This is a genomic window from Bifidobacterium asteroides (genome assembly GCF_003202755.1).
GTDB lineage: Bacteria > Actinomycetota > Actinomycetes > Actinomycetales > Bifidobacteriaceae > Bombiscardovia > Bombiscardovia asteroides_F.
In genome coordinates this window covers 34,702-54,735 of the sequence record NZ_QGLK01000004.1, presented here as the reverse complement: position 1 = coordinate 54,735, position 20,034 = coordinate 34,702, and the positions used below count along the sequence as shown (strand labels likewise).

General features: G+C 64.1%; 14 protein-coding genes. 13 read left to right on the top strand and 1 reads right to left on the bottom strand.

From position 1 onward, the window contains the following. Nucleotides 1-122: 122 nt before the first annotated feature. The 3 genes from DKK74_RS04290 to DKK74_RS04280 all read left to right on the top strand — a co-directional run bounded on the left by DKK74_RS04290 (nt 123) and on the right by DKK74_RS04280 (nt 3,027). On the top strand, nt 123-746 hold the full coding sequence (locus tag DKK74_RS04290; protein WP_110412966.1) for a 50S ribosomal protein L25/general stress protein Ctc: 624 nt from the start codon (nt 123-125) through the stop codon (nt 744-746). 187 nt (nt 747-933) lie between these two features. Continuing rightward, nucleotides 934-2,061, top strand: a complete 1,128-nt coding sequence (locus DKK74_RS04285) for a branched-chain amino acid aminotransferase (protein WP_110412965.1) — start codon at nt 934-936, stop codon at nt 2,059-2,061. Nucleotides 2,062-2,244: 183 nt separating this feature from the next. Continuing rightward, nucleotides 2,245-3,027 (top strand): trimeric intracellular cation channel family protein, encoded by a 783-nt coding sequence (locus tag DKK74_RS04280; RefSeq protein WP_110412964.1) that lies wholly within the window; start codon nt 2,245-2,247, stop codon nt 3,025-3,027. A gap of 40 nt (nt 3,028-3,067) precedes the next feature. On the opposite strand, the gene rpsT is transcribed toward DKK74_RS04280, so the two are convergent. Then, a complete protein-coding gene (gene rpsT, locus DKK74_RS04275) occupies nt 3,068-3,328 on the bottom strand; it encodes a 30S ribosomal protein S20 (protein ID WP_015021872.1) in 261 nt (86 codons plus the stop codon). A gap of 145 nt (nt 3,329-3,473) precedes the next feature. On the opposite strand from rpsT, the gene lepA reads away from it, so the two are divergent. The 10 genes from lepA to DKK74_RS04225 all read left to right on the top strand — a co-directional run bounded on the left by lepA (nt 3,474) and on the right by DKK74_RS04225 (nt 19,920). Further along, on the top strand, nt 3,474-5,351 hold the full coding sequence (lepA, locus tag DKK74_RS04270; protein WP_110412963.1) for a translation elongation factor 4: 1,878 nt from the start codon (nt 3,474-3,476) through the stop codon (nt 5,349-5,351). A gap of 4 nt (nt 5,352-5,355) precedes the next feature. Continuing rightward, entirely contained in the window at nt 5,356-6,699 is a 1,344-nt protein-coding gene (hemW, locus tag DKK74_RS04265; RefSeq protein ID WP_110412962.1) for a radical SAM family heme chaperone HemW, read from the top strand. Between the two features lie 123 nt (nt 6,700-6,822). After that, nucleotides 6,823-11,397 carry a glutamate synthase large subunit gene (gltB, locus tag DKK74_RS04260; RefSeq protein WP_181414915.1) on the top strand — a complete coding sequence of 1,525 codons (4,575 nt, stop codon included), beginning with the start codon at nt 6,823-6,825 and terminating at the stop codon, nt 11,395-11,397. 1 nt (nt 11,398) lies between these two features. Next, on the top strand, nt 11,399-12,946 hold the full coding sequence (locus DKK74_RS04255) for a glutamate synthase subunit beta (protein WP_110412960.1): 1,548 nt from the start codon (nt 11,399-11,401) through the stop codon (nt 12,944-12,946). Between the two features lie 45 nt (nt 12,947-12,991). Further along, nucleotides 12,992-13,444 (top strand): DUF2975 domain-containing protein, encoded by a 453-nt coding sequence (locus DKK74_RS04250; protein ID WP_258334454.1) that lies wholly within the window; start codon nt 12,992-12,994, stop codon nt 13,442-13,444. A gap of 2 nt (nt 13,445-13,446) precedes the next feature. Beyond that, complete coding sequence (locus DKK74_RS04245) at nt 13,447-14,286, top strand: ABC transporter ATP-binding protein (protein ID WP_110412959.1); 840 nt, start codon at nt 13,447-13,449, stop codon at nt 14,284-14,286. 142 nt (nt 14,287-14,428) lie between these two features. Then, the gene (locus DKK74_RS04240) at nt 14,429-16,192 is read left to right on the top strand and encodes an ABC transporter ATP-binding protein (protein WP_110412958.1); all 1,764 of its coding nucleotides are present in this window, start codon (nt 14,429-14,431) and stop codon (nt 16,190-16,192) included. Further along, a complete protein-coding gene (locus tag DKK74_RS04235; RefSeq protein WP_110412957.1) occupies nt 16,193-18,139 on the top strand; it encodes an ABC transporter ATP-binding protein in 1,947 nt (648 codons plus the stop codon). It begins immediately after the preceding gene. A gap of 6 nt (nt 18,140-18,145) precedes the next feature. Continuing rightward, on the top strand, nt 18,146-19,279 hold the full coding sequence (locus DKK74_RS04230) for a tRNA (adenine-N1)-methyltransferase (protein WP_110412956.1): 1,134 nt from the start codon (nt 18,146-18,148) through the stop codon (nt 19,277-19,279). 80 nt (nt 19,280-19,359) lie between these two features. Beyond that, complete coding sequence (locus DKK74_RS04225; protein ID WP_110412955.1) at nt 19,360-19,920, top strand: SixA phosphatase family protein; 561 nt, start codon at nt 19,360-19,362, stop codon at nt 19,918-19,920. Nucleotides 19,921-20,034: the final 114 nt, after the last annotated feature.

Below are 20,034 nucleotides of genomic sequence, written 5' to 3'. Positions count from 1 at the left end.
TCCGTTATCGACTCGGCTGGATCATCGGCGGCCTTTCCTTTGGCGGTCCGGAATCCGACGCGGCGATGCGCCAGGACCGGCCCAGGTCGGTCTTGAGGAACCACTCAAGGAAGGAAGCCAACATGGCTAACACAATTAAGCTCGAGGGCGAAGTCCGCGACCAATTCGGCAAGGGAGCGGCACGCCGTATGCGCGTGGCCCAGCAGATTCCAGCCACCATCTACGCCGGCGGCGCCCAGCCCGACTACATTAAGCTGCCCATGCGTGAGACCACGCTGGCCCTGCGCCGCGCCAACGCCCTCTTCTCCATCAGCTTCGGCGGGCAGACCAAGACGGCCGTGGTCAAAGACGTGCAGCGCAACCCCGTCAAGCGCCAGGTGGAGCACATCGACTTCTATGAGGTCCGCGCCGGCGAGAAGGTCACCGTGGAGGTACCCGTCTTCGTCAGTGGCGAGACCAAGGGCGCTGCCGTGGCCCTGATCGACACCCAGAACCTGCAGGTCCGCGCCGACGTGTCCAATCTGCCCGAGCGCATCGACATCAGCGTTGAGGGCCTGGCCGAAGGCGACAAGATCCTGGCCAAGGACATCAATCTGCCCGAGGGCTCCGAGCTGATCATCGACGATATGGAGGAATCCATTGTCTCCGTTGAGATCCCCAAGGAGGAAAGCCTGGAGACCCCCACCGAGGAGACCGAACAGGCCGATACGGAAGCTGCTCCGGAGGCCGACGCCCAGAGCGAGTGAATCCGAAGGTTCGATTTGCAAGGCCGTGGGATCATCAGGATCCTGCGGCCTTTTTGTCTAAGACGGTCACAATGCGAAATGCGCCGAACAGGTCAAGGCCTGCCTATGCAATAGTTCGGGTACCGGGCATCGCCATAAGCATCGCACCCGAGCAACCAAATACAGTAGCAAGAAGAAGTGGTAGATAATGGCAGAGCAATCACATCACGACCCGAAGGCACTCAATGAGTTGGCGGACGCTTTCAAGGTCATTCCCAACGATCATCCCGCCTCTGACGAGGAGCGTGCCCGGCTGATTGACAAGCCCGCCTTCGGCCAGCTCTTCTCAGATAACATGACCCATATGGGATGGACTTCGGAAGGCGGCTGGAAGGATCGCAGGGTTGAGCCCTACGGACCGATTAACCTAGATCCGGGGGCCTCGGTGCTTCACTACGCCCAGGAGGCCTTTGAGGGACTCAAGGCCTACTACCACGACGACGGCTCCATCTGGCTCTTCCGACCCGATGCCAACGCCCAGCGCTTCTACAATTCAGCCAAGCGTCTGGCCCTGCCCCCGCTCGAGCCCGATGACTTCCTGGGATCGGTCGCGGCCCTGGTCCGCCGTGACGCGGCCTGGGTGCCGAAGCGGCGCGAGTACACGCTCTATATGCGCCCCTACATGTTCGCCTCCGAACCCTTCCTGGGCGTGCGCGCCCCGCATGCAGTGGACTATTGCGTCATCGCCTCGCCTTCGGGACCCTACTTCGCCGGCGGCGTCAAGCCGGTCAGCATCTGGGTGGAGGACAAGTGGTTCCGCACCGGCCCCGGCGGCACCGGCTTCGCCAAGTGCGGCGGTAACTATGCGGCCTCCCTGCTGGGGGAGAACCGTGGTGCCGAGCACGGCTGCGAGCAGGTCTGCTTCGTCGATGCTGCCACCAAGACCTACCTGGAGGAGCTGGGCGGCATGAACATGTTCACCGTCCACAAGGACGGACACCTGGAGACCCCCAGCCTGACCGGAACCATTCTGCCCGGCGTCACCCGCAACTCCCTGATCGCCCTGGCCCAGGACCACGGTCGTGACGTGGTGGAGACCATGATCCGTCTGGACACCCTGCTGGACGACATCCGTTCGGGCGAGGTCACCGAGGTGTTCGCCTGCGGGACCGCCGCCATCATCACCCCGATCGGGCGCTTCAAGTCCGAGAACTTCGACGTCCAGGTGGCCGACGGTGGTTCAGGCAAGGTCACCATGGACCTGCGCAACGAGCTCCTGGGCATCCAGCTGGGCGAGATCGAGGATCCGCACGATTGGATGTGGAAGGTCTGCTGAGCACTGACCCCATTCCTGCCTGACAGGTCTTGAAAGGAAGGCGGCTTCAGGGCGACTTTTTGCCCTGGGCCGCCTTCCTTCATCTTTGTGGCCTTGGACACATCCCCGGCCTGTTCAGCCTTGGGGTTGGCTAATCTATAGACAGATTTGAGTGCGGGACGATTCCGGGAGGAGAAGCGCGGGATGAAGACGGCCTTGGAGGGGAACCTCATCTTCATGGTCATCGAGTACCTGGGCATCTTGAGCTGCGGGCTTTCGGGCGGTCTGGCTGCCGTGCGCAAGGGCTACGACATCATCGCCATCCTCTTGGTTTCCTGGATCAGCGCCCTGGGCGGTGGGGTGGTCCGTGACGTTCTTCTGGGTCAGGTGCCGCCCAGTGGAATCACCGACAAGGGCTCGGTCATCGTCACCCTGGCTTCCGGCCTGGTTGTGGCTGTCGCCCATCCTGAAATCAGCCGTATGACCTGGTCCATGCTGGTCACCGATGCCATGGCCCTGGGATCCTTCGCCGTCAACGGGACCGCCAAGGCTCTGATGTGTGGAACCGGCGGCATGACGGCCATCTTCATGGGGATGGCAACGGCCCTGGTCGGGGGACTGCTGCGAGACATCCTGCTCAACCAGGTGCCGGCGGTCATCCAGGACCAGCACTGGTACGCGTTGCCTTCCCTGATCGGTTGCCTGCTGACCCTGGCCTCCACGCGCGCCCAGCAGCATGGGCTCTATCCGGCCCGGGTCGACATGATCCTGGACCTGGCCATCGTGGCCCTGGTGGTCGTCCTGCGCATCATCTCGGTAAAATTCGACATCGTGGTGCCTGGGGCAGTGAACCGGCACTCGGCCCGACTCCCACTCAGTGACGCCCAGCTTGCCAGGGCCATCCGTCATCTGATGCGTGGCCGGTCGAACATCAGTGTCACCATCAAGCACACCGACGAGGACCCGAATACCAAAAAGAGCCGGTGACCCAAGCGCTTGGGTCACCGGCCCCAATGGGGCACCCGGTTCAGAGGGCGTTGACGGCGTTGGCCAGACCGGACTTGCGGTTGGCGGCCTGGTTGCGGTGAATCACGCCCTTGCCGGCGGCCTTGTCCAGACGGCGGGCGGCCACCTGGTAGGCAGCCTGAGCGGCCTCCTTGTCACCGGCATCCACGGCCTTGCGCACGGAACGCACGGAGGTCTTGATTGCGCTCTTGACCTCCTTGTTGCGCAGGTGCGCCTTTTCGTTGGTGATGACCCGCTTCTTCTGCGACTTGATGTTTGCCAATGTTGCTCCAAACGATGAATGTATCTGTACAGACAACCCACCATAGTAGCACCCGACCGGGAGAAGAATCCGCCAGGGGCGGGCGCTTCGGCCCAGGGCATCGTCTAGAATCGTTAGACCAGACGTACGTGAGGAGAGCAGACCGGTGCAGGAAGCCAAGAACCAACCAGGATTCACCGACCAATCACTGATCCGCAACTTCTGCATCATCGCCCATATCGATCACGGCAAATCCACGGTGGCCGACCGGATCCTGCAGCTGAGCGGGATCGTGCCCAAGCGCGAGATGCACGACCGGTTCCTGGACAGGATGGACATCGAGCAGGAGCGTGGCATCACCATCAAGTCCCAGGCCGTCCGCCTGCCCTGGGTCAAGGACGGCGTCGAATACACCCTGGGCATGATTGACACCCCCGGCCACGTGGACTTCACCTACGAGGTCTCCCGGGCCCTGGAGGCCTGCGAGGGCGCTGTCCTGCTGGTGGATGCCACCCAGGGCATCGAGGCGCAGACCCTCTCCAACCTCTATATGGCCCTGGAGGATGACCTGACCATCATCCCCGTCCTCAATAAGATCGACCTGCCCTCGGCCGAGCCGGACAAGCACGCCGAGGAGATAGCCAACCTGATCGGCTGCTCCACGGACGAGGTGCTGCGGGTGTCAGGCAAGACCGGCCAGGGGGTCCGCGAACTGGTGGACCGTATCGTGGACCAGGTACCGGCCCCCAAGGGGGATCCCAAGGCCCCGGCCCGGGCCCTGATCTTCGATTCGGTCTACGACTCCTATCGGGGAATAGTCACCTACATCAGGATGGTGGACGGCGAGCTCAAGGAACGCCAGAAGATCCGCATGATGGGCCGGGGGACCGTGCACGACCCCATCGAGCTGGGCGTGATCAGCCCGGACATGACACCCACCAAGGCCCTGGGTGCCGGCGAGGTCGGCTACGTGATCACCGGCGTCAAGGACGTCAGCCAGTCCAAGGTGGGCGACACGGTCACTACCGAGGCCAATCCCGCCAAGGAGCCCCTGCCCGGCTACCAGGATCCCCAGCCCATGGTCTATTCCGGGCTCTTCCCCATCGACAACGCCCAGTTCCCCGAGCTGCGTGACGCCCTGGACAAGCTCAAGCTCAACGATGCCGCCCTGGTTTATGAACCGGAGACCTCGGTGGCCCTGGGCTTCGGCTTCCGCTGTGGATTCCTGGGATTGCTGCACATGGAGATCGTCACCGAACGCCTGAGCAGGGAGTTCGGCATGGATCTGATCGCCACAGCCCCCAACGTCACCTACCAGGTGACCATGGAGGACGGCAGCGAGCACACGGTGACCAACCCCAGCGAGTTCCCCGACGGCAAGGTTCGTCAGATTCTAGAGCCGGTGGTCAGTGCCGACATCATCACCCCCAAGGAGTTCATCGGGCCGGTCATGGAGCTCTGCCAGGACCATCGTGGGCAGATGGGAACCATGGAGTACCTGAGTCCCGAGCGCGTAGAGATGCACTACAGGATGCCCCTGGCCGAGATCGTCTTCGACTTCTTCGACCAGCTGAAGAGCCGGACCAAGGGATACGCCAGCCTGGACTACCAGCCCGACGGCACCCAGTCCGCTGACCTGGTCAAGGTGGACATCCTCATCCAGGGGGAGAAGATCGACGCCTTCTCGGCCATCGTCCATAAGGACAAGGCCTACGCCTACGGGGTGATGATGACCAAGAAGCTGCGCAAGCTGATTCCGCGCCAGCAGTTCGAGATCCCCATCCAGGCGGCAATAGGGTCGCGAATCATCGCCCGGGAGACCATCAGTGCTCTGCGCAAGGACGTGCTGGCCAAGTGCTACGGAGGCGACATCACCCGCAAGCGCAAGCTGCTGGAGAAGCAGAAGGCGGGCAAGAAGCGCATGAAGATGCTGGGACATGTCGAGGTACCTCAGGAGGCCTTCATCGCCGCCCTGAGTACAGGCCAGGCCCAGGACCGGGACACCAAGGACAAGATCCGGGCCGCCGCCAAGAAGGAGGGCTGAACGGGTGGGATCCTACCAGGTCTACATCCATGTGCCCTTCTGCATGCGCCGCTGTGGCTACTGCGACTTCAACACCTACACTGCCCGGGACCTGGGCGGGGGCGCCAGCCGGGAGCACTACGCCGACCTGGCCATCCAGGAGATGCGCATGGTCCGGGACTGGCAGACCTCCCGAGGCCTGATAGAGCCGCCCGTGTCGACCATCTTCTTCGGCGGAGGCACCCCGACCATTCTGCCCGCCCAGGATCTGGTGCGCATGGTCGAGGCCGTGGCCGACCTCTGGGGTCTGTCCCCAGGGGCCGAGATCACCACCGAGGCCAATCCCGACACCGTGGATCGGACCTATCTGGAGCAGCTGCTCCGGGGCGGCATCAACCGCGTCTCCTTCGGCATGCAGTCAGCGGTGCCCAGCGTCCTGGCCACCCTGGACCGTACCCACACCCCGGCCAATGTGACCACTGATGTGGCCGCTGCTCAGGATCTGGGACTCAGGGCCAGTGTGGACCTGATCTACGGGACGCCGGGAGAGCGGCTTGAGGATTGGCGGACCAGCCTGCAGGCGGCCCTGGACCTTGGTGTGGACCATGTCTCCGCCTACGCCCTGACCCTGGAACCCACCACCAAGATGGGCCGTGCCGTGCGCCGGGGCCAGCTGCCCGCCCCCGATGACGATGACGAAGCCACCAAGTACGAGATGGCCGATGACATGCTCTCCCAGGCGGGCCTCTACTGGTACGAGATCTCCAACTGGGCCCGTCCCGGCCAGGAGAGCCGCCACAACCTGGGCTACTGGCACAACGTGGACTGGGCTGGCATCGGGCCCGGGGCCCACTCCCATTATCGTGCTCTGGATGGCCAGAACACGGGGATGGCGCCGGTGGACCAAGTCCGGGAACAGGAACCTATGCCGTCCGTCTCGCCGGGGTTCAGGGCCACCGGAAAAGCAGCAACGGAAGAGGTCGATCCTGGGGCACGCTGGTGGCTTTCGCCGGAGCCCGGCCTGGGGGAGCGACGTGCCCGGGCCATCCGCTCCTGGGACATCGCCCACCCCAGGGACTGGGCAGCCGCCATGGATGACGGACGTGTGCCCTGGCAGAATGCCGAGCTCCTGGGCTGGAGGCAGGACCTTGAGGAGACGGTCATGCTGGCCCTGCGCCTGCCTGAAGGCCTGGGACTGGATCGGCTGACCAGGCTGGCGGGTCGTCCGGTAGATCCGAAGATCCTTAAGGATCTGGTCGACCAGGGCCTCCTGCTGCCCGTGGGCGACAGAATCCAGGTGACCCGGCGGGGCCGCCTGCTCAACGATCTGGTCATCGATCAGGTCCTGGATGCGGTAGGAATTCGTTAGACACTGCGGAACGTTACACGGATGTCACCTGTGGATGCATTATCCTGTTGATTCACCATTGACAAGGCTCCTCAAGGGTGGAGCATGCCGGCCCCGCCCCCGTCCACGAATGAGGTGATTGCGGTGTCATTCACGGCCCCTCTCGATCTGCACGTTCACGGCCCGCAAGGGCTCTATGACCCTGATACGGAACACGATGCCTGCGGTTTCGGCATGGTGGCCACCCTCAACCGACGGGACGAAAGACTGATCGTCGAGCAGGGCATCCGCGTCCTGGTCAACCTGGACCACCGAGGGGCCGTGGGAGCCGAGCCCAACACCGGCGATGGGGCCGGCATCATGCTCTCCATGCCCGACGGGTTCATGCGCACCCGCGTCTACCGGAATCTGCCCGAAGCCGGTCATTATCTGGCGGGCATGGCCTTCCTGGACAGGGACCCGGCTCAGGCCGCCAGCCAGGAGGAGGCCATAGCATCGATCGCCGGCCAAGAGGGGCTGCGAGTCTTGGCCTGGCGGTCAGTGCCCACCAATCCTGACGGACTGGGTCTGCAGGCTCTGGCTTCCATGCCCCGCTTCCTCATGCCCATCATCTGTGACGCCGGGCATCAAGGCCGCGGAGGCCTGGATCTGGAGCGGCTGGGCTACCGAGTCCGCAAGCGGGCTGAGCACGAGCTGGGCGTCTACTTTGCCTCCCTGTCCTGCCGGACCATCACCTACAAGGGCATGCTGACCACCAAGCAGCTGCAGGGCTTCTTCCCGGACCTGAGTGATCCGGCCATGAAGGCCCGTCTGGCCATCGTCCACTCCCGCTTCTCCACCAACACCTTCCCCTCCTGGCCTCTGGCCCAGCCTTTCCGGATGATCGCCCACAACGGGGAGATCAACACCATCCAGGGCAACCGCAACTGGATGTCAGCCCGAGAAGGAATGCTGAGCTCGGAGCTGCTGGGCGACATGGCCCCTCTGCTGCCGGTCAACACCCCTGGAGCCTCGGACTCGGGCACCTTCGACGAGACTCTGGAGTTGCTCCACCTGGCAGGACGGTCCCTGCCCCACGCAGTCTCCATGATGATGCCTCCGGCCTGGCAGCAGGATCCGGACATGGACCCCGACCTGAAGGCCTTCTACGAGTACAACGACACCCTGATCGAGCCCTGGGACGGCCCGGCGGCCATCGTCTTCACCGACGGGACCCTGGTGGGTGCCCAGCTGGACCGCAACGGCCTGCGCCCGGGCCGCTGGCAGCTGACCGATGACGGCCACCTGGTACTGGCTTCGGAGGCCGGCGTCCTGGAGGATACGCCCCAGGAATCCATTGTCGCCAAGGGCAGGCTGGAGCCGGGACGCATGTTCCTGGCTGACACCAAAGAGGGCCGGATAGTGCCCGACAGCGAGATCAAGCACCAACTGGCCGGTCTGCACCCCTACCGGAAGTGGGTTTCGGAGCGGACCGTCCGTCTGGACGACCTGCCCGAGCGCGAGCATGTCAACTACTCGCGCATCTCGGTCCACCGTCGGCAGCAGGCCTTCGGCTACACCCGGGAGGACCTGACCATGCTGCTGGGGCCCATGGCCGAAACCGGCGGCGAGCCCATCGGGTCCATGGGCAATGACGCGCCCATCGCCGTGCTCTCGCGCCGGTCCCGCATGCTCTTCGACTACTTCACCCAGAAGTTCGCCCAGGTCACCAATCCGCCCCTGGACTGGGAGCGCGAAGAGCTGGTGACCAGCATCGCCTCGGCCATCGGGCCCGAGCCCAACCTTCTGGAGGACACCCCCGAGCACGCCTGGAAGATCCACATCGACCTGCCTGTGGTGGATTCCGTGCAGATGGCCCAGATCAAGCGTCTGGACCGGGCACCGGTCCTGGAAGGCCGCTTCCGCCCCCGTCTGATCCGCGGCCTCTACCAGGTGGCCGGGGGCGGCAAGGCCCTTGAGGAGCGTCTGGAGGCCATCGAAGGGGAGGTGGATCAGGCCATTGAAGAGGGTTGCAATGTGCTCGTCCTGTCCGACCGGGACTCCAACCACATCTGGGGACCCATACCCTCCCTGCTGCTGACCGGGGCCGTCCAGCACCACCTGCTCCGCCAACACACCCGCACCCAGGTCTCCCTGGCTGTGGAGGCCGGCGACGTGCGCGAGGTCCACCATGTGGCCCTGCTGATCGCCTACGGCGCCGCCTGCGTCAACCCCTACCTGGCCCTGGAGTCCGTGGAGAACCTTGCCAACAGCGGGGACCTGCACGTGGATGCCAAAAAGGCCTCCGCCAACCTGGTCCGGGCCCTGAGCACCGGGGTGCTGAAAATCATGAGCAAGATGGGTGTGAGCACCATCATGTCCTACCGTGGCTCTCAGCTCTTCGAGGCGGTCGGGCTGAGCCAGGAGGTCATCGACCGCTGGTTCACCGGCACCACCTCCCTGGTGGGCGGCATAGGCCTGGACGAGATCGCCGCCGAGGTGGCCCAGCGCCATCGGGTGGCCTACCCGATCGAGTGGACGGCAGGCTCCGGGCATGATCTGGAGACAGGCGGCAACTACCACTGGCGGCGCACCGGCGAGGACCACCTGAACGACCCGGAGTCCATCTTCCTGCTCCAGCAGTCCACCAAGCGCGGGGACTACGAGCTTTTCAGGGCCTACACCGACCATGTGAACGCGGCGGCCAAGCGCGGTATGACCCTGCGCGGCCTCATGGAGCTGCACTCCGACAGGGCGCCCATACCCCTGGACCAGGTGGAGCCCGCCGAGTCCATCGTCACCCGCTTCTCCACTGGAGCCATGAGCTACGGGTCCATCTCCCAGGAGGCCCATGAGACCATGGCGCTGGTCATGAATCGGCTCGGGGCCCGGTCCAACTCGGGCGAGGGCGGCGAGTCCCCGGACCGGATTGCAGACCCGGCCCGGACCAGCCGCATCAAGCAGGTGGCCTCGGCCCGGTTCGGGGTGACCAGCGACTACCTGGTCTCGGCGACCGACCTGCAGATCAAGCTGGCCCAGGGGGCCAAGCCGGGGGAGGGCGGCCACCTTCCCGGCGCCAAGGTCCCGCCCTGGATAGCCCAGGTCAGGCGTTCCACACCCGGGGTCGAGCTCATCTCGCCTCCGCCCCACCATGACATCTATTCCATCGAGGACTTGAAGCAGCTGATCCATGACCTGAAGATGGCCAACCCCCGGGCCCGCATTCACGTCAAGCTGGTCTCCGAGCACGGGGTGGGAACGGTGGCCGCCGGTGTGGCCAAGTGTCATGCCGATGTGGTCCTCATCTCCGGTCAGGACGGCGGCACGGGGGCGGCCCCGCTCAACGCTATCAAGCACGCGGGCACCCCCTGGGAGCTGGGCCTGGCCGAGACCCAGCAGACCCTGGTCATGAACGACCTGCGCTCGCGGATTGTGGTCCAGTGCGACGGGGAGCTCAAGACCGGCCGCGACGTGGTCATAGCCGCCCTTCTGGGGGCCGAGGAGTTCGGCTTCGCCACCACAGCCTTGCAGGTGGAGGGCTGCGTCATGATGCGGGCCTGCCACAAGAACACCTGTCCCCAGGGCATAGCCACCCAGGATCCGGAGCTGCGCTCGCGCTTTACCGGTCGGCCTGAGGATCTGATCAACTTCTTCATGTTCATGGCCCGCCAGGTGCGGGAGATCCTGGCCTCCCTGGGCTTCGCCAGCCTGGAGGAAGCGGTCGGCCACGTGGAGTGCCTGCGCCGGGACCCCTCTGTGCAGACCTGGAAGAGCCAGGGTATCGACTTGGATGCCATCCTGCGCAAGCCGGGCCCTACCCCCGGCACTGTGCTCCACCACACCCAGGCCCAGGACCACGAATTGGACAAGTCCCTGGATGTGGATCTGATCAACCAGGCCGTCGATGCCCTGGACGAGGGTCGGCCGGTAGCCATCAAAGGAACCGTGCGCAACGTCAACCGGAGCGTGGGCACCATGCTGGGCTACAGAATCACCCGTAAATACGGGGCGGCAGGCCTGCCACAGAACACCGTAGACATTACGCTCACAGGTTCTGCCGGACAGTCCTTGGGTGCCTTCATCCCCAGGGGTGAGACCATCCGGGTGATCGGCGAGGCCAACGACTATGCAGGCAAGGGGCTTTCCGGGGGCCGTCTGATCCTCCACACTGCCCCGGGCGTTCGCTTCGATCCGCACCGGACCGTCATCTGCGGCAACGTGGCAGGATTCGGCGCCACCTCGGGCGACATGTTCGTGGCCGGCCGGGCCGGGGAGCGCTTTGCCGTCCGTAACGGGGGCGGCCGCTTCGTGGTCGAGGGCCTGGGCGACCACGGTTGCGAGTACATGACTGGCGGCCTGGTGGTTGTTCTGGGTTCCACCGGACGCAACTTCGGCGCCGGCTTCTCGGGAGGGGATGTCTACCTGCTGGATATGGATGCCTCACGGCTCAATCCAGAAGCCTGGAATGACGGCTCCCTGCTGGCCTTGGAGCCCGACCAGGACCAGGCGGTCATGCTCAAGGAACTGATAGCCGAGCATGTCCGGCTGACCGGGTCAAAGGCTGCGGCCGCCCTGCTGGAGGACTGGCCGAGCGCGCTGGCCCGGTTCACCCATCTGGTTCCCCGCCGTTATCTGGCCATGAAGAAGGCCATGAAAGAGGCCGAGCGCGAGCAGGTGGACTTCAACGCGCCCGGCGTCTGGGACGCCACCTACGCCCAGGTCATGGAAGGAGCGCACTGATATGGTCGACCCCAAGGGATTCCTCAAGGTACGTACCCGGCACGAGCTGGCCGAGCGCCCGGTAGCCGAACGCCTGAAGGACTGGCGGGACGTGCATCAGTCAACCGGCCCCGGGCCCTGGACCGCCGAGCAAGCCGCCCGCTGCATGGACTGCGGCACCCCCTTCTGCATGACCGGATGCCCCCTGGGCAACCTGATACCCGAGTTCAACGACCTGCTGTCCCGGGGCCGCTGGGAGGAGGCCTACGAACGGCTGAGCCTGACCAACAACTTCCCGGAGTTCACCGGACGGATCTGCCCGGCTCCCTGCGAGTCCTCCTGCGTGCTCTCCATCCACCAGCCGGCCACCACTATTAAGCTGGACGAGCAGACCATCATCGATCAGGCCTGGTCCCTGGGTCTGGTCAAGCCCCGGCCTCCGCAGCGGCTGACCGACATGACCGTGGCCGTGGTCGGGTCCGGTCCCGCAGGGCTGGCATGCGCCCAGCAACTGACCCGGGCAGGGCACACGGTGGTGGTCTACGAGCGCGCCGACGCCATAGGCGGCCTCCTGCGTTACGGCATTCCTGCCTTCAAGCTGGAGAAGTCCTTGTTGGACCGTCGGCTGGAGCAGATGGAGGCCGAAGGGACCCGATTCCGCACCGGTATTGAGGTGGGCCGAGACCTGACCTGGGACCAGTTGCGGGCCCGCTATGACGCCCTGGTGGTGGCCATCGGTTCCACCGAGCCCCGCCGGGTGGACCTGCCCGGGCGGGATTTGCAGGGCATCCACTACGCCATGGACTTCCTGCCCGATCCCACACGTAAACTCATGGGCCGCGAGCCCATCAACAAGATCGATGCGGCCGGCAAGGACGTCATCATCATCGGCGGCGGCGACACCGGGTCGGACTGCCTGGGCACGGCCCTGCGAGAGGGCGCCAAGTCGGTCAACGTCCTGCAGATACGTCCCAAGGAGCCCTCTTCCAGGCCCGATAACCGGCCCTGGCCAACCTACGCCCGGCTCTACAATCCCACTTCTTCCATGGAGGAGGGCGGTTACTATGAGTACGCCGTGGACAGCCTGGAATACCTGGGTGCTGAGTCTGATGACCGGATCAATCTGGACCATACCAGCGCCCCGACCGGATTTGACCGGGACCATGAGGGACGGGTGCGCGGCGTTCGCGTGGTGGACGTCAGCCGTGATGACCAGGACCGAATCATTCCCCATCCCGATACCGAGCGGGTCCTGCCAGCCGACCTGGTGCTGATCAGCATTGGCTTCGCCCATCCGGAGACGGCCACCTTGACTGGACAGACCGGCGTAGGGTTGGATGGGCGCGGCAACGTGGCCCGGGATGCCGACTACGCTACCGACCGCGACGGGATATTCGTGTGCGGCGATGCCGGACGCGGCCAGTCCCTGGTTGTCTGGGCCCTGGCCGAAGGCCGTTCCTGCGCTGCGGCTGTGGACCGGTATCTGACTGGTTCCACCGAGTTGCCCGCCCCCATCCGAGCCGATGAGCGCGCCATGACCCTGCCCGCGGCCGACCGGCGCCCACGCTAATATGAAAAGGTATGGTGCCGATCGAATGGATGGAGGCAGTGGGATATGACCAACCGCGCTGAACGTAGGGCGCAGGCCAAGCGGAGCCGCCGTGGCGGCAGCGACGACCGGAGAATGACGGTCAAGGGCAGGGCCGGAGTGATGGATGAACGGGCCTTGCAGGAGCGATCCCGTCGGCTGGAGGCTGGCCAGGACGCGGAGTGGAAGCCCACCGGGCACACCGATGACCTGGTGCAGAACGACTCTGTCGACCCTAACGACCGCAACCCTCGTCTGTTGAAGGCTCCTCGCGGCTTACGCGAATGGCTGCGAATCCTCGTCTGGGCCCTGATTATCTGCTCAGGCCTGGCCTTCTTGGTCTGCATGTGGCTGCCCCACGTTCCCATCTGGGCCACTATCGCCATCGCGGCGGTCTTCTGCCTGGGCGTGCTGGGGCTCTTCCTTGTAGGCGGGAACCGGGACAATCCCCGTCTGGACTCCTACGGAACGGCACTGTGAGCATGACCGAAAGCGTGGTAGAAAAGCAGGCCGTGCTCATGCAGCACGTGGGATTCCGCCGTCAAGGCCGCGTCATACTCGACGATGTGAACCTTGAGGTGGGTCGCGGGCAGAAGTGGGTGCTCTTCGGTCCCAACGGGGTGGGCAAATCCACATTGGTAGCCATGATGAGCACGCGAGGCTTTCCAAGCACTGGCAGCGTAGAGATCCTAGGCAACCGGCTGGGCAAGGTGAACGTCTTCTCCTACCGGCATCGGATTGGTCTGGCCTCGGCTGGTCTGGCCAAGACCATCAGCCCCCAGGAGGATCCCTATGACGTGGTGCTGACCGCCTTCAGCGACACCACCGGCCGCTGGAGGGAGACCTTCACGCCTGAGCAGGAAGAGGCTACCCTGGCCCTGATGGAACGGTTCGGCATCGCCTACCTCAAAGGCAAGCGCATGTACCGGCTCTCTGAGGGGGAGCGCGGCCGGGTACTGATATGCCGGGCGCTGATGGCCAATCCCGACCTGCTCATCCTGGACGAGCCGACCACTGGGCTGGACCTGGGCGGCCGCGAGCTGGTGCTCAGGGCCTTGAGCGACATCGGCCGGGAGGACAGGGACCGTACGGTCATCCTGGTCACCCACCGGCTTGAGGAGATTCCTCTGGGCTTCGATCGGATAGCCATGATGGGTCGGCGTCCTGCCGACACTGCAGACACCGACGACCCGGATCCGGGCACCATCGTCTACCAGGGCCCCTTGGAGGGTGGACTGACTGGTCCGCGCCTGAGCGAGCTCTTCGGTCTGGACCTGACCGTGGTCCACCGCGACGGACGCTGGGGTGCCTTTGCCGTCTGAACTTCACTGCCTGCGGACCCGTTCTGACACGCCCGTATCAGCTCAAGGAATAGCAAATTCGTTGGCCAAGGCACGGGTATAGACTGTGGTGGTTTGTCTGCCCGGGGACCGCGGCAGACCTATATGCGTGAAGGATGTTGACGTGATCAAGATATGGACCCGCTACCTGCGGCCTTACTGGCTCCAGGTGGCCGTTCTGGTGCTCTTTCAGGTGGCGCAGACGGCCTTGAACCTCTACCTGCCCAACCTGCAGGCGGACATCATCGACAAGGGCGTGGCTGTAGGCGACCAGGATGCTATCTACAGGATTGGCTGGGAGATGATGGGCATCACCGCCATCCAAATCGTGGCCAACGTGGTAGCCGTCTACTGCGCCACCCGGCTGGCCATGAGGATGGGCTACGAGCTGCGCAGGGATCTGTTCGCCTCGGTGGAGGGCTTCAGCCTCAACGAGATCGAGCGCTTCTCGGCCGGTTCCCTGATCACACGCACCACCAACGACGTTCAGCAGATGCAGATGACCACCATGCAGACCCTGATGATCATCCTGCAGGCCCCGGTCATGCTGATCGGCGGGCTGGTTTTGGCCCTGCGCCAGGACGGTCCCCTGACCTGGTCCCTGGCGGTCATCGTGCCCCTGATCCTGGTGGTGGCACTGGTGCTCATGGGTAAAATGGGACCCTTGTTCACCCGTCTGCAGAACATGCTGGACTCGGTCAACCGCCTGGTCCGCGAGCAGATCTCCGGGGTGCGGGTCATCCGTGCCTTCGTCCGCGAGAAGACCGAGGCTGCCCGCTTCGACAAGGCCAACCGGGACGTCTACGGCGTCCTGATCTCCACCGGTCGGCTGATGAGCATGATGGTGCCGCTCATGTGGTTCCTGCTGAACATGTCCAACGTGGCCATAATGTGGTTCGGCGGCCGCCGCATCGACTCCGGGGCCATGCAGATCGGTGCCCTGCAGGCTTTCATCCAGTACCTGATGATCATCCTGTCAGGCCTGATGATGGCTGCCATGATGTCGGTCATGCTGCCCAGGGCCGCTGTGGCCGCCCGAAGGATCAACGAGGTCCTGGAGGCCACCAGCGAGATCGCCGCTCCCGAGCATCCCTACCGCAACGAGCATCCGCAGGGGCTGCTGGAGTTCAAGCACGTGGACTTCAGCTACCCGGGCGCCCAGGACCCGGTCCTTTCGGACATCTCCTTCACTGCCCGGCCGGGAACGACCACGGCCATCATCGGGGCCACGGGATCCGGCAAGTCCACCATCATCCGGTTGGCTAACCGCATGTTCGATGTCACCGACGGCCAAGTCCTGGTGGATGGCCACGACGTGCGCGAATACGACCCCGACCAGCTGGCCCTGATCTTCGGGCCGGTCCCGCAGAAGGCCACCCTCTTCACCGGCACCATCCGCGACAACATGCACTATGGTGACCCCGACGCTGACGACGACCGCATCTGGCAAGCCCTGCGCATCGCCCAGGCCGAGGACTTCGTGCGGGAGATCCCCGAGGGTCTGGATGCCCGCGTGGCCGAGGGCGGCACAAACTTCTCAGGTGGGCAGAAGCAGCGGCTCTGCATGGCCAGGGCCATCCTGCGCAACCCCCGCATCTACACCTTTGACGATTCCTTCTCCGCACTGGACATGACCACCGACCGGGCCCTGCACGAGGCCCTGGTTCCGGTCACCCGCGAGGCAACCCAGATTGTCGTAGCCCAGAGGGCGGCATCCATCCGCCAGGCTGATCAGATTCTGGTCCTTGACCGCGGTCGTATCGTCGGCCGAGGCACCCACGACGAGCTCATGGAGGACTGCCCCACTTACCAGGAAATCGTCCAGTCCCAGGGCGGGCAGGGTCCCGACGTGGAAGAGCTCACCATTGACGAGGGGAGGGCCGAGTAGATGGCTAAGAACTTGAGCACGAATACAGGCTCGCAGGCCGTGGGAGGCCGCCGCCACACCGTGGGCCGGCTGGTCCACTATCTGCTGGCCAGTCCCTGGAGGGTCATCGTCATGGTCCTAGCCGGCATGACCGCCGTGGCCATGATCGTCATTGGCCCCAAGGTTATGGGCGAGGCCACCAATGTCCTCTTCGAGGGGCTGCTGGGTTCCATGCTGGTCAAGATGGGTGCCAAGCCCGACACTCCCAAGCAGGCTGTGGTCACCTACCTGCAGTCCCGTGGGCAGGACAAGTTCGCCCGGATGATCGACTCCATGAACGTCCAGGTGGGCGTGGGCATCGACTGGGGGCGCTTCGGCACCATCCTCATGTTCGTCATCGGAATCTACCTGATCTCCATCCTGGTCAGGCTGGTGCAGAACTTCCTGATGACCCGGCTGGTCTCCGACGCGGTCTACACCATGCGCAGGCAGATAGAGGACAAGCTTGACCGGCTGCCCCTGCAGTATTTCGACCGGACCCCGCGCGGCGAGGTCATGAGCCGGACCACCAACGACATCGACAACATCTCGGGCACCCTGCAGCAGATTTTGGGAGAACTGCTCTTCTCGGTCTTCTCCATCATCGGCGCCTTCATCATGATGCTGACCATCTCGCCCCTGCTGACCCTAATCGCCTTCATCATCATCCCGGTCATGGCCCTGTGCGCGGGCATCATCCTCAAGAAGACCCAGCCCCAGTTCACCAGGCAGTGGATCCGCACCGGCCAGGTCAACAGCCATGTGGAGGAGATGTTCTCCGGTCATATGGTGGTTCGGGCCTTCGGCCACCAGCGCAAGGCCGAGGAGGAGTTCGAGGAGCGCAACCAGGAGCTCTACCAGGCCAGCTTCAAGGCCTCCTTCTTCTCCGCCCTGGTCACGCCCATGTCTACCTTCTTCGGCAACCTGAGCTTCGTGATCGTGGTCATCATCGGTGGCGTGCATGTGCTCAACGGCAGCATGAGCCTGGGCGGCCTGCAGGCCTTCACTCAGTACACCCGTCAGGCCTCACAACCTATCGGTCAGCTGGCCTCCATGGGCACCATGCTCCAGTCTTCCCTGGCCTCCTGCCGCAGGGTCTTCGATTTCCTGGACGAGGCCGAGGAGGTGCCGGACATCGAGCATCCCGACCATCTGGGCCAGGAGACCGGAGGCAAGGTCGAGGGGCATGTCCGCTTCGACCATGTCCGCTTCTCCTACGATCCGGCCGAGCCATTGATCAAGGATCTGTCCATCGAAGCCAAGCCCGGGCAGACCATCGCCATCGTTGGGCCCACCGGGGCGGGCAAGACCACCCTGGTCAACCTGCTCATGCGCTTCTATGAGATCCAGGGCGGACGCATCACCATAGACGGCGTGGATACGTCCAGGGTGACCCGTCATGACCTGCGCAGCCATTTCGGCATGGTCCTGCAGGACACCTGGCTATTCGACGGGACCGTCCGCGACAACCTGCTCTATGGGCTGGACGAGGGGCAGACCATCCCAGAGCAGACCATGATCGATGGCGCCAAGGCGACTCACGTGGACGAGTTCATCCGCAAGCTGCCTCAGGGCTACGACACCGTTCTCAATGAGGACAGCAGCGAGCTCAGCCAGGGCGAACGTCAGCTGATGACCATCTGCCGGGCCTTCCTGTCCGACCCAGACATCCTGATCCTGGACGAGGCCACATCCTCGGTGGACACCAGGACCGAGCTGCTGGTCCAGCAGGCTATGAATACTCTGCGCAAGGGCAGGACTTCCTTCGTCATAGCGCACAGGCTGTCCACCATCCGCGACGCCGACCTGATTCTGGTGGTCAACCACGGCTCGGTGGTTGAGCAGGGCACCCATGACCAGCTGCTGGAGCGCGGCGGCGCCTATGCATCCCTCTACAACTCCCAGTTCACCAAGGGCGAGGAGGGCTGAGGAGGCATGAGCCTTAGACGCGGTCCGCTGAGCGTAGGAGAGCGGGTCCAGCTGACCGACCGGCGTGGCCGCAAGCTGACGGTCATGCTGGAACCAGGCGGTTTGACCCAGACCGACCATGGCCTCCTGCCGCACGAGGCCATGATTGGCCTGCCCGAGGGATCCGTGGTAGTGACTATCTCGGCCGACAAGTGGCGGCAGATGCGCCACAAACAGGATGCCAGTACTGACACAGAAGCGCCTGACAGGGCCAAGCCTTGGAAGTCCTCACGAGGCATCGGGGGATGGGCTTTCACTGTTATGCGTCCACGGCTTGAGGACTACATTCTCTCCATGCCTCGGGGCGCTCAGATCATGTACCCCAAGGATGTGGCCCGAGTCATCCTTCTGGGCGACATCCGTCCCGGCATGAGGGTTCTGGAGTCAGGAGCCGGCTCAGGGGCCATGAGTCTGGGTCTTCTGGATGCCATTGGCACAGAGGGGAAGCTGACCAGCATTGAACGGCGGGAGGAGGTCGCCCGGGGGGCTATGGGCAACGCCACCGTCTTCTTTAGGCAGCGCCCAGCCCAGTGGGATCTGCGTACCGGCGACTTTGATGCCATTGCTGCAGACCTGCCAGAGGACGGATTCGACCGTATCGTTCTGGACATGCTGGACCCATGGAACCGTCTGGAACAGGCCTATCGTGTCATGGCCCCCGGCGGCGTGCTGACCGCCTACGTGACCACCACCACCCAGCTCAGCCGGCTGGCCGAGGCCCTGCGCGCCGACGGACGGTGGACTGAGCCAGAAATCATGGAGAGTCTGGAGCGCTCCTGGAAGGCCGACGGCCTAGCGGTCCGGCCAGAGCATGAGATGATCGGACACACCGGCTTCCTCTTGATTAGCAGAGCCATGGCTCCGGGCCAGCAGGCTCTTCGCAAGCATGTCCGGGCCACCAAGGACTACCAGACTGACGTGGATCAGGGCCGGCGGCCTGCAAAGATCAGCGGTTCCAATCACGAGCACGAAATGCAGGATCTGGAGGATCTCGAGGATCTGGAGCTGCGCCGGGTCTCCGATCGTAAGCTGCGCAAGGTGTTGCGTGACCTGGACCATCAGGTGCGCACTCTGGAAGGCGGCAAGGAGCAGGAAAGCTGATCGCCCATGATCTGCACCTTCAGCCAGCTCTGTAATAATGGAGAAGACCCCTGATAGGAACTCCGGGAAAGGAAGTATGCATGGGTTTGCGAAAAGGTTTGAAGGCCGAGGATCTGCGCAGGTGCAGCCGGACACTCATGCTCATGCGTCATGCCAAGACCGAACGCCAGGGGTCGCAGGGTGATCGCAGCCGTCAGCTGACCGACCGGGGCCAGAAACAGGCCCGAATCATGGGTCGTGGATTGACCGCTTTGGGTCTGGTGCCAGACCGCATCATCTGCTCGGGAGCGCCCCGGGCCCGTCAGACCCTGGACGGCATGCTCAAGCCCCTGGGAGACGGGCCGCGGGTCGATTACCGGGAATCCCTCTATGAATCCGGCATGCAGGCGGTCTTCGACGAGCTGGCGCAGACCGAGGATCGTGACCGCCGGGTCCTGATCCTAGGGCATGAGCCCACCATGTCTATCTGCTCACAGTGGCTGGCCGAGGACAACTCCGACCCCGACCTATTGGACCTGCTCAATCTTGGACTGCCGCCGGCCACCATGGTCGTGCTGGGATCTGAGCGACCATTGACCGACTGGGGAACCCACCAGGCCCGTTTGCTTGGCATTCTGGGCCCCCAGGACCTTGAGGACTGACCGGCATAAGAAGCCGTAGACGATCTTCTATAGGCAGTCTTAGCGACCAATAATCCCCTGGCTGCTGTCATGTCGTTATCGATTCAATTTATGGCGACACCTTATTTGCACCAA